The sequence below is a fragment of the Streptomyces sp. NPDC029956 genome (assembly GCF_055574655.1).
Window position 1 is genome coordinate 94,365 of sequence record NZ_JBVHZJ010000029.1, and the last position, 13,256, is coordinate 107,620.

Annotated in this window: 10 protein-coding genes; 2 read left to right on the forward strand and 8 right to left on the reverse strand. The window is 73.4% G+C overall.

All coding sequences use genetic code 11. From position 1 onward, the window contains the following. The first annotated feature begins 121 nt into the window (after window positions 1-121). A complete protein-coding gene (locus tag ACZ4XX_RS23050) occupies window positions 122-2,344 on the forward strand; it encodes an MMPL family transporter (RefSeq protein WP_468509740.1) in 2,223 nt (740 codons plus the stop codon). A gap of 109 nt (window positions 2,345-2,453) precedes the next feature. On the opposite strand, the gene ACZ4XX_RS23055 is transcribed toward ACZ4XX_RS23050, so the two are convergent. Next, entirely contained in the window at window positions 2,454-3,563 is a 1,110-nt protein-coding gene (locus tag ACZ4XX_RS23055; protein WP_468509741.1) for a CaiB/BaiF CoA transferase family protein, read from the reverse strand. Window positions 3,564-3,715: 152 nt separating this feature from the next. Between ACZ4XX_RS23055 and ACZ4XX_RS23060 the strand changes: the two genes are divergently transcribed. Next, a complete protein-coding gene (locus ACZ4XX_RS23060; RefSeq protein ID WP_468509742.1) occupies window positions 3,716-4,132 on the forward strand; it encodes an organic hydroperoxide resistance protein in 417 nt (138 codons plus the stop codon). 78 nt (window positions 4,133-4,210) lie between these two features. On the opposite strand, the gene hemL is transcribed toward ACZ4XX_RS23060, so the two are convergent. From hemL to ACZ4XX_RS23095, 7 genes are all read right to left on the reverse strand, one after another. After that, window positions 4,211-5,512: a glutamate-1-semialdehyde 2,1-aminomutase gene (hemL, locus tag ACZ4XX_RS23065; protein WP_468509743.1), complete on the reverse strand. Its 1,302-nt coding sequence runs from the start codon at window positions 5,510-5,512 to the stop codon at window positions 4,211-4,213. After that, window positions 5,509-7,572 carry an acetate--CoA ligase family protein gene (locus tag ACZ4XX_RS23070; RefSeq protein ID WP_468509744.1) on the reverse strand — a complete coding sequence of 688 codons (2,064 nt, stop codon included), beginning with the start codon at window positions 7,570-7,572 and terminating at the stop codon, window positions 5,509-5,511. The genes hemL and ACZ4XX_RS23070 overlap by 4 nt, the downstream gene beginning before the upstream one ends. Next, a complete protein-coding gene (hemA, locus tag ACZ4XX_RS23075; protein WP_468509745.1) occupies window positions 7,569-9,008 on the reverse strand; it encodes a glutamyl-tRNA reductase in 1,440 nt (479 codons plus the stop codon). Before hemA ends, ACZ4XX_RS23070 begins: the two co-directional genes overlap by 4 nt. A 4-nt stretch (window positions 9,009-9,012) precedes the next feature. Beyond that, a complete protein-coding gene (gene hemB, locus ACZ4XX_RS23080) occupies window positions 9,013-10,035 on the reverse strand; it encodes a porphobilinogen synthase (protein WP_468509746.1) in 1,023 nt (340 codons plus the stop codon). A gap of 151 nt (window positions 10,036-10,186) precedes the next feature. After that, entirely contained in the window at window positions 10,187-10,987 is an 801-nt protein-coding gene (locus ACZ4XX_RS23085) for an aspartate/glutamate racemase family protein (RefSeq protein WP_468509747.1), read from the reverse strand. Beyond that, window positions 10,956-12,233 (reverse strand): FAD-dependent oxidoreductase, encoded by a 1,278-nt coding sequence (locus ACZ4XX_RS23090; protein WP_468509748.1) that lies wholly within the window; start codon window positions 12,231-12,233, stop codon window positions 10,956-10,958. The genes ACZ4XX_RS23085 and ACZ4XX_RS23090 overlap by 32 nt, the downstream gene beginning before the upstream one ends. Continuing rightward, window positions 12,230-13,042 (reverse strand): maleate cis-trans isomerase family protein, encoded by an 813-nt coding sequence (locus tag ACZ4XX_RS23095; protein WP_468509749.1) that lies wholly within the window; start codon window positions 13,040-13,042, stop codon window positions 12,230-12,232. The genes ACZ4XX_RS23090 and ACZ4XX_RS23095 overlap by 4 nt, the downstream gene beginning before the upstream one ends. Window positions 13,043-13,256: the final 214 nt, after the last annotated feature.

A 13,256-nucleotide genomic window follows, 5' to 3' on the forward strand; every position in this document is an offset into this window, starting at 1 on the left:
GGCCGTCCTCCGGCCCGGCTTTACGGGAAACCGCACCGGATTACCCCGTACTCCCGTCCTTCCGCCGTCCCTAGCGTTTCTCCCGTCGCGCACACGCGAAGCCAACGGGAGGGAACCGCACATGCGAAGGAAACCGGCGACGGTACGGATGGCGCGATGGAGTGCCACGCATCCGTGGTCCGCCATCGGCCTGTGGGTGGTCTTCGTCGCGCTCTGCCTCTTCCTCGGCGGAGCCGCCGGAACGCAGAAGATCAGCGACGAGGAGTCGGGGGTCGGCGAGTCCGGCCGCGCCGGCCGGATCACCGCCTCGGGGCATTTCACCGAGAAGCCCGAGGAGAGCGTCCTCATCACCGCCACGAGCGGCGGAGAACTCGACGTCGCCACCGCGCGGAAGGCCGCGACGGAACTCGCCGGGAGGATGAACGCCCTGCCCGAGGTGGAGAGCGTCGGCGCCGCCTTCCCCTCCCCCGACGGCAAGGCGCTGCTGCTCCCGGTGACCATGAAGGGCGACACGGAGAACGCCGACACCCGGGTCCAGCCGCTGCTCGACGCGAGCGCGGCCACCGAGAAGGCCCACGAGGGCATCAGGATCGACCAGATCGGCACCGGGTCCACGGCCAAGGGGCTCGGCGAGACCCTCGGCGAGGACTTCGAGAAGGCCGAGCTGATCAGCCTTCCGCTGACCCTCCTGATCCTGCTCGTCGTCTTCGGCGCGGTCATCGCCGCCGGTGTGCCGGTCCTGCTCGCCCTGTCCTGCGTCGGCGCGGCGATCGGCCTGTCCACCCTCGCCTCGCACGTACTGCCCGAGACCAGCGCCGTCAGCAACGTCATCCTGCTCATGGGCATGGCCGTCGGCGTCGACTACTCGCTCTTCTACCTCAAGCGGGAGCGCGAGGAACGCCGGAAGGGCGCCTCTCACCTCGCCGCCATCGAGATCGCCGCCGAGACCTCGGGGCACACCGTCGTCGTCTCCGGCAGCACCGTCATCGTCTCCATGGCGGGCCTCTACCTCGCCCAGGAGGCCACGTTCGCCTCGCTGGCCACCGGATCGATCATCGTGGTGGCCGTCGCCGTCCTGGCCTCGCTGACCGTGCTGCCCGCGCTCCTCGCCAAGCTCGGCCGCTGGGTCGACCGGCCCAAGGTGCCGCTCCTGTGGCGGCTCACCATGCGCTCCACCGAGTCCCGGCTCTGGCCCGCGCTCCTGCGCCCCGCGCTCGTACGGCCCGTGCTCACGCTCGTGGTCTCCGTCGGCGCCCTGCTCGCCCTCGCCCTCCCGGCCCTCGACATGCGGCTGAAGCAGCCGGGCTCCGACGACCTGTCCCGCGACATCCCGGTCGTCCGTGCCATGGACCGGCTGACCGCGGCCTTCCCCAGCAAGGGCACCGTGCACCAGGTGGCCGTGAAGGCCCCCGTCGAACGGGCCGACGAGGTCGAGGCCGCGCTCAGGACGCTGCTGAGCCGCACCGAGGGACAGGAGCTGTTCGCCCACGACCGCACGCCCACGATCCGTACGTCGGCCGACGGGCGCGTGCACACCGTCGCCGTCGGCACACCGCACTCGCCGAGGAGCGACGGGGCACGCGAGTCCCTCGAACTGCTCCGGGCCTGGGTGCCCGAGGCGCTCGCGCCCGTCCGGGGCGCCGAGAGCGCGGTCGGCGGCAAGGTCGCCCAGGGGGTCGACTTCACCGGCCACCTGGAGGACCGGATGCCATGGGTGGTCGGCTTCGTCCTGCTGCTGACCTTCGCCACCATGGCCTTCATCTTCCGGTCCCTCGCCGTGGCGCTCTCCGCGATCCTGCTGAACCTGCTGTCGGCGGCCGCCTCGTTCGGCGTCCTCGTCGCGGTCTTCCAGCACACCTGGGCCGAGGGCGTGCTCGACTTCCACAGCTCGGGGGCGGTCGTCTCCTGGCTCCCGCTGTTCCTCTTCGTGGTCCTCTTCGGACTCTCGATGGACTACCACGTGTTCGTGGTGAGCCGGATCCGCGAGGCCGCCCTCGACGGCGCCGACGTCCGCGCCGCCGTCCGCGACGGGATCACCCGCTCCGCCGGCGTCGTCACCGGCGCGGCGATCGTCATGGTGGCCGTGTTCGCCGTCTTCGGCACGCTCAGCATGGTGGAGTTCAAGCAGCTGGGCGTCGGCCTGGCGGCGGCGATCCTGCTCGACGCGGTGGTGATCCGGATCTTCGTCCTGCCGGCCCTGATGACGGCCCTCGGCCGGTGGAACTGGTGGCCGGGCGGCCTCGGTCCGGCATCGCGCGGCCGGCACGCGGCCGGCTCCGACGAGGTCCGGCAGCCGCGCCCGCCGGTGCCGACGGCGGCATCGGCACCGCATCGGCACCCGTGAGGGAACAGCGGCGGTAGGCGATGCCGGCGGGGGGGCGAGGCGCGCTCCGGGGTACCGAGGTGCCGGGGCATCAGGGCGCGGGGCGGTCACCCGCCCCACCCTGCCCGGCTCACCCCCGCCACTCGGCGAGGACCTCCTCCGTGTGCTCGCCGGGAAGCGGTGCGCGGTCAGGGGCCTCCGCGGGGGTGCGGTCGAAGCGGGAGGGCGGGGCGGGCTGGCGGGTGGTGCCGTCGCCGATCGCCACGAAGGCCCCGCGGGCGGCGAGTTGGTGGTGCGCGGCGGCCTCCGCGGCCGTGAGGACCGGGGCCACCCCCGCGTCCACGGCGTCGAAGAGCTTCACCCAGTGCTCGCGGTCCCGGGTCGCGAAACGGCCCCCGATCAGCTCGCGCAGCGCGGGCCAGGCCGCCGGATCGGAGCGGTCCGGGAGGCCGCTGTCCTCGGGGAGGGTGCCGGCGTCCGTGAGACCCAGCTGCTCCAGGAGGTTCTGGTAGAGACGGGGTTCGATGGCGGCGACCGCGAGGTGGCGGCCGTCGGCGGCCCGGTAGAGCGAGTAGTGCGGGGCGTCGGTGACGGTGTGGTTGCCGGGGACCTCGCGCCACTGGTGGATCAGCGTGGAGATCAGGGCGGCGCCGTCCGCGAGGGCGGTGTCGACGACCTGGCCCCGGCCCGAGCGCTCCCGCTCGTGGAGCGCGGCCAGCAACCCCTGGACATGGGCGTTGGCGCCGCCGGCGAAGCTGGAGAGGTACGCGGTCGGCGGGAGCACCGGGTCCCCGGTGGCCGGGTCGACGTCCAGGGCCCCGGTCAGGGCCAGGACCGCCAGGTCGTGGGCGGCACGGCCGGCCCACTCGCCCTGCTGCCCCCAGCCGCTGACCCGCCCGTACACGAGGCGCGGGTTGCGGGCGTGGGCCGCCTCCGGCCCGATGCCGAGCCGGTCGGCGACTCCGGGGCGGAAGCCCTCGACCAGGATGTCCGCGTGCTCGGCGAGCGACAGCGCCTGCTCGACGCCCTCGGGGCTCTTGAGGTCGAGGGCGACGGAGCGGCGGCCGCGGGAGAGCGGGTTCTCCGCCGGGCGCGGCGCGTCGGGAGCGGCGGCCTTCCCGGGCGCCCGGTCGACCCGTACGACATCGGCTCCGAGCCCCGAGAGGACGGTTCCGACGAACGCCGTCGGCGCCGATCCGGCGAATTCCAGTACGCGCACTCCGGTCAGCGGTCCCGCCATGGCCAACTCCCTCGTGTCCAAAGGTCTGTGATGCTTTCCACGCTATTCCGGCGGGCGGGTCAGGAAACTGCGGACATCCGTAGCGTCCGGAATTCGGCGGCACCCGAGACTGAGGGAATTCCCCCTTTCCCGAAGCAGAAAGGCATGACGAAATGGCCGTCGTCTACACCGCCGAGGTCACCTCCACCGGGGACGGGCGCAACGGCGCCGTGCGTTCCTCCGACGGGTTGCTCGACCTTCCGCTGTCGAGCCCCAAGGCCGTGGGAGGGTCCGGCACCGCGACCAACCCCGAGCAGCTCTTCGCCGCCGGTTACGCCGCCTGCTTCCACAGCGCGCTCCGGGTCTCCGCGCGCGAGTCCAAGGTCGCGCTGTCGGACGACACGGTCGTCGCCGAGGTGGCGCTCCACAAGGAGGAGAGCGGATTCCACCTGTCGGTCGTCCTCACCGTCGAGCTGCCCGGACTCGACGCCGACGAGGCCCGTCGTCTGGCGGACGCGGCGCACGGGCGCTGCCCGTACTCGAAGGCGATCCGGGGGAATGTCGAGGTGCGGGTGAACCTCGCCTCTTGATGCGCGCGGAGACGAAAGGGAAAGCCCCCGTGGTCCTTCCACGGGGGCTTTCCCGATCTCTCGTCCGCGGCCCCGGAGTCAGGGCGTCGCCGCCGCGGCCGCCGCGGCCGCCGCCGGCAGTGCCTCGACCACCCGGCTCACCGCCCGGTCGTCGTGCGAGGCCGAGACGAACCAGGCCTCGAAGGGCGAGGGCGGCAGATAGACACCGCGGCGCAGGAGTTCGTGGAAGAAGGGCGTGTAGCGGTACGACTCCGTGGCGCGGACCCCGTCGAAGTCGACGACCTCGTCCTCGGTGAAGAAGACCGAGAACATCGTGCCGGAGTACTGGACCCGGTGCGCCACGCCCTCCTTGGTCAGGGCCGCCGAGACCTCGCGGCCGAGCGTCGTCGACACCTCGTCGAGCCGCTCGTACACCTCGGCGGTGCTGTGCCGGAGGGTGGCGAGGCCGGCGGCGGTGGCGACCGGGTTCCCCGAGAGGGTGCCCGCCTGGTAGACGGGCCCGGCCGGGGCCAGGTGGGCCATCACGTCGGCGCGGCCGCCGAAGGCCGCCGCCGGGAAGCCGCCGCCCATGACCTTGCCGAAGGTCAGCAGGTCGGGGGCGACGCCGTCCCGGCCGTACCAGCCGGAGCGGCCGGCCCGGAAGCCGGTCATCACCTCGTCGGAGATGAAGAGCGCCCCGTGCCGTGAAGTGATCTCCTTCAGGCCCGCGTTGAAGCCGGGCAGCGGCGGAACGGCGCCCATGTTGCCGGGGGCGGCCTCCGTGATCACGGCGGCGATCTCGTCGCCGACCTCCGCGAAGACCTTCTCGACGGCGGCCAGGTCGTTGTACGGCAGGACGATCGTGTCGCTCGCCTGGGCGCCGGTGACGCCCGGGGTGTCGGGGAGCGCGAAGGTCGCGAGACCGGAGCCGGCCGAGGCGAGGAGCGCGTCCACGTGGCCGTGGTAGCAGCCGGCGAACTTCACGATCTTGCCGCGTCCGGTGAAGCCGCGGGCGAGGCGGATCGCCGACATCGTCGCCTCGGTGCCGGAGCTGACGAGGCGGACCTGCTCGACCGGGGCGACCCGCTCGACGATCTCCTCGGCGAGCTCGACCTCCCCGGTGGACGGCGCCCCGAAGGAGGTGCCGCGCCCCAGGGCCGCCGTGACGGCCTCGACGACGGCCGGGTGCCGGTGGCCCAGGATCATCGGGCCCCAGGAGCAGATGAGGTCGACGTACTCGTTGCCGTCGGCGTCGGTGAGGTACGGGCCCTGGGCCGAGGCCATGAAGGGCGGGGTGCCGCCGACGGCCCCGAAGGCGCGCACCGGGGAGTTGACGCCGCCGGGGGTGACCCGGCGGGCCCGCTCGAAGAGCGCTCTGCTCGCGGTCCCTGCGCCGCTCATCGCCCGGCCTCCTCGGGAGCATCGAAGCCGAGGTCCGCGTCGAGGACGACGGCGCCCTTCGGGAGGACGCGGACCGGGTTGAGGTCCAGGGCGAAGCCGGCGGGCCAGTCCTGCACCAACGCGCCTACCTTGTGCAGGAGTTCGGCAGCCGCCTCGACGTCCACCGCGGCCCGTCCCCGCGCCCCGCCGAGTATCTTCGCGCCGCGCAGCCCGGCGAGGAGTTCCGCCCCTTCGCCGGGGGCGAGCGGCAGGAGCCGGTGGCCGACGTCGTCCAGGACCTCGGTGAAGATCCCGCCGAGACCGGCGGTGAGCACCGGACCCAGGTCGGTGGTGTGGACGCCGACGATCAGCTCGACGCCCTCGCCGTCCCCGTCGATCAGCTCCTCGACGAGCACCTGTCCGCCGAGCGCGGCGAGCCGGGCGTGGACCTCGGGCGCGGTGTCGGCGGTGACGCCGATCTCCACTCCCCCGGCCTCCGTCTTGTGGAGGAGGCCGGGGACGACGGCCTTGAGCACCGCCGTACCGCCGACTTCGGTCACGGCGCGCACCGCGTCCTCGGCGCTCTCGGCGGTCCGGCCCTTCGGCACCGTGATCCCCGCGTCGGCGAGGAGCCGCTTCAGCTCGGGCTCGGTGGCCCCGGCGCCGGGGCCGGGCACGGTTCCGGGGCGCGGGGCGTCCGGCAGGGTGCGGGGGCGGCTGACCTCCCAGAGGGCGGCGGCGGCGCGCAGGGCGCGGGCCGGTGTCGGGTACTCCGGGAGCCCGGCCTCGCGCAGGTCGCGGGGGGCGTCGGGGGCGAGGAAGTCGGCACCGGTGCGGGCGACGAGGATGGGCTTGCCGCCCTTCTCGGCCGCACGGGAGAGGGCGTTGACGGCCTTCTCGACATCGGGTCCTGCCATCACGCAGAAGGCGGCGACGATGATGTCGACGGTGTCGTCGGCGATCAGGACGTCGAGGGAGCGGTCGAAGAGCGAGGGGTCGCTGAGGACCGTGGCCGTGATGTCCACGGGGTTGTCGATGGCCCCGAAGGCGGGGACGATCTCGGCGAGCGCCTCCTTGCTGCGCGGCTCCAGGGCGCTGAGCTCCAGGCCGTGGGCCTCGACGGCGTCGGCGGCGAGGATGCCGGAGCCGCCGGAGGTGGTGACCACGGCGACGCGGTTTCCGGTGGGGCGCCGATCGGACTCGAAGACGCGTGCCACGTCGAGGAGTTCGTCGATGTCGTCGACACGCACGATGCCGAGGCCGCGCAGGGCCGCGTCCAGGACGCGGTCGTCGGTGGCGAGGGCGCCGGTGTGCGAGGCGGCGGCCCGGCCGCCGGCCTCGGTGCGGCCCGACTTGAGCAGGGCCACGGGCTTGCCGGAGCCGGCCAGTTCGCGGAGGGTGCCGATGTCCGGGGTGTCCTCCAGGTAGCCGAGCAGTCCCGTGACTTCGGGGACGGTGGCGAGCTCGCGGAGGACTTCGAGGGCGGTGACGTCGGCGTCGTTGCCGGTGCTGACGACCCAGCCGGGACGCAGGCCGCGCTCCAGGGCGAGGCTCGCGGCCCCGAAGCCGAGGGCACCGCTCTGGCTGACGAAGGCGAGGGTGCCGGGCTCGAAGGGTACGGACTCGGCGCCGAAGAGGGGGCTGAAGGTGGCGAGGACGCGGTTCTCGTACCCGACGGCGCCGATGCAGTTCGGGCCGATGATCCGCAGGCCCCCGGCGCGGGCCTTGGCGACGATCTCGTCCTGGAGGCGGGCGCCCTCCTCGCCGGTCTCGGCGAAGCCGGAGGAGGCGATGACGGCGAGCTTGACGCCGGCGGCCACGCAGTCGTCGACGGCGCCGGCGACCCGTTCGGCGGAGACCATGATCAGTGCCAGGTCGACGGGCCCCGGGGCGTCCTTCACGCTGGGGTACGCGGGGACGCCGAGGATCTCGGGGGAGCGCGGGTTGACGGGCAGGATGCGGCCCTTGTAGCCGTACCGGAGGAGGTAGTCGAGCGGCTTGCGGCCCAGGGCGCCGGGGCGCTCGCTGGCGCCGATGACGGCGATGGATCCGGCTTCCCAGAGAGCCGAGATGTCACTCATACGATGGCCTCGATCTTCGTCTCGTTCTGTGCGTTCGGGTCGTTCTGTGCGTTCGGGTCGTTCTGCGTGTGCGGGTGGTCCGGGCCGTTCGGGGTGGTGCTCCCGGCGCCGCCCTCGGCGTCCGCCGCCGCGAAGAGGCGGGTGAAGGCGGCGATGTGCCGGGCGCCGTCCGGGTCGGCCGCCAGCTCCCGCACCAGGACGGTGGGCTGGTGCAGGGCCTTGTCGACGATGCGCCGCACGCTGCGGTCGATCTCCCGCCGCACCGTGCCGTCGATGCCGTCGATGCCGTCCAACCGGCGTGCGAGCCGGTCGAGTTCGACTTCGGCGGCCTCGGCGGCCGCGGTCCGCAGCGCGGTGAGGACCGGCTTGGCGCCCGCGAGCCGCAGTCCGGTGCGGAACTGCTCGACCTCCGCGTCGATCAGCTCGTGCGCGGCCTGGACGCTGGCCGCCGAGATCTCGTCCTCCTGGCCCTCCTCCGCGATCCGGCGGAGGTCGACGAAGGTGACGCCGGGCAGTTCGGCCGCGGCGGGCGCGATGTTGTGGGGCAGGGACAGGTCGAGCAGGAACAGCTCGCGGCCGTCCCGGGCGGCGAGTGCCTCCTCGACGTCCCGGGCGGAGACGAGGTGGCCGGTGGCGGCGGTGGCGCCGACGATCACGTCCACCTCGGTGAGCAGCTGGGGCAGGTCCGTCAGGTCGTACCCGACTCCGCCGGTGGTCTCGGCGAGCCGCTGCGCCTTCTCCGGGGTGCGGTTGGCGACGTGCACCCGGTCGAGGCCGGAGCGGCGCAGCGCGGCGACGACGACTCCGGCGAAGGCTCCCGCGCCGATGACCAGGGCGGTCTTGCCGTGCAGGGAGCCGACCCGGCGCTCGAAGAAGCCGAGTCCGGCGGTGGCGAGCGAGCGGCCGGCCTCGTTGAGCCCGGTCTCGTTACGGGCCCGCTTGCCGACCCGCAGGGCGGTCTGCACGGCCTTGGCGAGGACCCGGCCGGTCCGGTCGAGCCGCTGGGACCGTTCGAGGCCCAGCTTCACCTGGCCGAGGATCTGGTCCTCGCCGACCACGACCGATTCGAGTCCGGAGGCCACGGCGAACAGATGGCGTACGGCTCCGTCGGCGTGGTGGCTGTAGAGGTGCGGGGCGAGCTCGTCGTGGTCGACGCCGGTGTGCTCCGCGAACAGCTTTCCGAGGCCGGTCAGTTCGCCGGGACCGCCCTGTTCGGCCGCGTCCCCGGAGCCCGTGGGGCCGCCCCGGGTCTCGGCGTAGATCTCCAGGCGGTTGCAGGTGGAGACGACGACGGCGGCGTCGATGCCGTCGACGGAGGTCACGTCGGAGACGAGGTCCTCGGCCGGCCGGTCGGTGCCGGCGAGTCTCTCCAGGAGGTCGAGCGGGGCGCTGGCATGGCTGATGCCGAGGACCAGCATGGTGGAGGACGGGCTCACCGGGTCACCGGTCCAGCGTCTGGGCGAACTCGGAGGCCCAGTAGGTGATGATCTGCGTGGCGCCCGCGCGGTGGATGGACGCCAGGCTCTCGCGGACGACCTGGTCGCGGTCGATCCAGCCCTTGGCGGCGGCCGCCTCGACCATCGAGTACTCGCCGGAGACCTGGTAGGCGGCGACGGGCACCTGCACGTGGTCGGCGATGAGCCGGACGATGTCGAGGTAGGCGAGCGCGGGCTTCACCATCACCAGGTCGGCGCCCTCGGCCACGTCGAGCGAGACCTCCAGGAGGGACTCGCGGATGTTGCCGGGGAACTGCTGGTAGCCCTTGCGGTCACCGCGCAGGGTGGACTCGACGGCGTCCCGGAAGGGGCCGTAGAAGTGCGAGGCGTACTTGGCGGAGTAGCCGAGGATGGCGACGTTCTGGTGGCCCGCCCGGTCGAGCGCCTCTCGGATGCGGCGGACCTGGCCGTCCATCATGCCGCTGGGGGCGACGATCTGGGCGCCCGCGTCGGCCTGGACGACGGCGGCCTGGGCGTACAGCTCGATGCTGGCGTCGTTGTCGACGTCGCCGTCGGCGTCCAGGACTCCGGTGTGGCCGTGGTCGGTGTACTCGTCGAGGTTGATGTCGCCGATGATCACGGAGGAGTCGCCGACCTCGGCGACGACGTCACGGAGGGCGACCTGGAGGATGCCGTCCGGGTCGACCGCGCCGGTGCCGGTGGGGTCCTTGTGCTCGGGGATGCCGAAGAGGATGAGTCCGCCGACTCCGTTGGCGACCGCCTCGGCGGCGGCCTTGCGGAGCGTGTCACGGGTGTGCTGGAACACGCCCGGCATGGAGGGGATCTCCCGCGCCTCGGTGAGGCCCTCACGGAGGAAGAGGGGCTGGACGAGGTTGGCGGGGCCGACGCGGGTCTCGGCGGCGAACCGGCGCAGCGCGGGCGTGCGGCGCAGCCGGCGGGGGCGGTAGTAAGGGGCGGCGGGGTCGGTGGCCGCGGTGTTGCGGCCGTAGGCGGCGTCGTACGTCATGGGCGTGACTCCTTCGAGGGCGTGGCGGCGTGCGGAGACGGAGCGGCGGGCGAAGACGGGGCGCGGGGTGCGGACCGGAGGCGGTACGGAGCCGGCGCGCGGGGCGGAGACGGGCCGAGGAGGGCGCGCAAGGCGGCGGACACGGCATCTCCTAGAGGGCCTCGCCGAGGAAGACCTGTTCCAGGTGCTTGGCGACGGGCTCGTCCGGACGGCTGAACCAGTAGCCGTGCCCACTGCGCTGGAACAGCTTCAACTCCCCCAGCTGCACGAGGGTTTCGGCGAACTTCACCGCGAGCCCGGCCGGATCGACGACGGGCAGGCCGTGCAGTTCGTGGATGCCGAGGTGCCAGAGGATCTCGTTGGGGATGCCCTCGGCGGGGATGATGACCTCGGCCCCGGCCCGCGCGGCCCGCGCGGCCGCCGCCGAGTACACCTCGACGAACTGGTCGAAGTCCCCTTCCAGGGAGCGGTGCACGGAGTCCCAGCCGCCGGGGACGACCTCGTACGAGCTGAGCGAGGACTCCAGGCGGTACTGCCGGATGTTGGCCCGGATGGGCTCCTCGAGGGGCGGCATGAAGCCGAGGACGCCGAAGCGCTGTCCGGTGAGCGCCGAGAGGAAGAAGGCCGTCTCGCCGTAGCCGAGGGTCGGGATGGAGGCGAGGTGGCGGGCGTCGCGCAGGCCGGGGTCCTGGCCGGCGGCGATCACCCAGGCGTCGTAGCCCTCCCGCTCCGCGACGAGCGCGGATTCGGAGAAGTGCCGGCTGAAGAGCACCTGGGCGGAGTGGTGGCCGACGAGCCCGAACGGTGTGGCGTCGGGGTAGGTGTCGGCCGGCAGGGTCTTGATGTCGATCGTGGTGCCGGGTGCGGCGATCGCGTCGAGGTGTTCGCGGTACCACTCGTCGAGCAGCGGCAGGCGTCCCTCAACGGTGTGCTTGTGAAACCAGATCCGCATGTGCGTCACCTTTCAGTGGTCGTGGTGCGACGTCGAGAAGTGATGCCTTGAGCAGGTAGTCGACGGCCGCTCGCGGGTCGGCGGCGGTGCGCCGCAGCGAGGCGAGCCGGGCCGGGAGTTCGTCAGCGCTGTCCAGTCCGGCCGTGCGGGCCTCGCTGCGCGGGATGACCGCCGTCTCGACGACGGATCGGCGCCGTTCGAGGGCCGCGTCGAGTGCCGCCTCGCCCGGGGCGTCGCCCCGCAGGACGGCGGCGAGGGCCCGGGCGGTCTCCACGGCGTCGTGGATCCCGCAGTTCATGTTCAGGCCGCCTGCGGTGGAGGTCAGATGGGCCGCGTCCCCGGCGAACAGCACCCGGCCGGCCCGGTAGCGGGGCAGCAGGAACCGCGCGAGCCGGTAGGTGTGGGCGTCGGCGATCCGGACGGCCCGCCCGGCGGCGCCCGGCAGGGCCTGCTCGACCCTGGCCCGTACGGCTTCGGGTGCGAGCACGGCGTCCCGGTCCGTGCCGCGCGGGATCCGGAAGATCAGCCGCCAGTGGTCGGGCATGCCCAGGGCGCTGAACGAGGCGCGGGCGTCGCGGACGTAGGACAGCGGGGCGAGCCCCGGGACCAGCTCGTCGAGCGGCGTCCCGGTGACCACGCGGAGCGCGTAGTCCGGGTATTCCTCGGCCGTGCCGGGCAGCCCGGCGAGCTCGCGGAGCCGGCTGCGGCTGCCGTCGGCCGCCAGGACGTACGGGTGACGGGTGACGGTGGCCCGCCCCGCCGCGTCCTCGGTGCGCAACCGCACCCCGCCGCCGGTCCGGCCGTCGGTGTGTGCGGCACCGGTGTGTTCGGCGCCGGTGACGGTGGCCCCGAAGCGTAGGTCGGCCAGTCCGGTGGCCGTCAGCTCGGCGAGCAGCAGCGGGGTGAGACGCGACTGTTCCACATGGAGCCGGTACGGGTGACCGGTGTGCCCGGCGAGCACGGAGTAGTCCAGCTCGGCGTGGACGACGCCGTCCAGGTCGCGCCACTGGACACGGTCGACGGTACGGCCCTGGCGGCGCAGCGCGGCGGCGACGCCGAGCTCGTCGAGGAGGTCGAGGGTGGAGGGGTGGAAGGTGGACGCGCGGGACTCGGTGGCCAGAGCCTGCCGGGACTCCAGGAGCGTCACGCGGACACCGCTCCGGGCGAGGACGAGCGCGGCGGTGAGCCCGACGGGTCCCGCGCCGACGACGGCGACCGGCCCGCGGGAGGCGGTATCGCCGCTCACGACACGGCCACGGCGGCATCGCGACCGGCGCCGGTGGCCTCGCGACCGGTGCCCGCTGCTGCGCCGGCCTTCGTGCCGGTCCGCTCGGCGAGCCGGCGCAGCAGCGGGTGGGCGTCCGGGCCGTCGGCCGGCAGGTCGAGGGCGTCCCGGGCCCACCAGGCGCTCGCCAGGTTGGAGGTGAGCAGGGTGCGCCCGCTGTCCCGGCCGAGTTCGGCGAGCGCGTCGAAGGTGAACATGCCGGTGCCGGTGAACAACAGCGTCGCGTCCTCGGGGAGTTCGGCCTCACGCACCTGCGCGACGAGCTCCTCGGTGGTCACGTCGTACGGGGAGAAGCGGGCGCCGGCCCGGATCTTGACCACCCGGTCGACGGCGAGTCCGGCCGACTGCCAGTAGGCGTGGGACAGTTCGGTGAGCCAGGGCTCGTACGGCGAGATCAGGACCAGCCGCTCGGCGCCCACCGCGCGCGCCGTGTCGAGGATGGCGAGCGCCGCCGACCGTACGGGGGCTCCCACGCGCTCGGAGAGCTCCGCGCAGAGGTCCCGGTCGCCGCCCGGCGTCAGAAGGTAGTGCGAGCCGGTGCAGGAGACGACGGCCGCGTCGAGACGCAGACCACCGAAATTCCCCAGCACTTCGGGGAGTACGTCGTTGTACTTCTCCAGCCGGCCGCGGAGGTCTTTTCCGGGGAGGACCGGGAAGCGTGAGGTGTGGACATTGAATGCGGGGCTGACAAGGCTGCCGATCTCGGGTTCGGCCGCGGCGTTTCCCGAAGGAACCACCACACCGAGTCGCGGCGCCGAATGCAGAGCCATGAACGAGTCACTCCCATCCGTCGGTGCCATTGACATCACCGTACGAGCGGAACGGGCCGCACATCGATACGGGATTCCGCACCCGTGGCCGGATTCATCACCCGACAGAACGACGGCGGGGGCCCCGGGGGGGGGGGGGGGGGTGGGGGGGAGGGGGGGGGGGGGAGGGAGGCGGGAGAGGGGGGAGGGAAAGGTGGGGGTAGGTGGCCCTTGG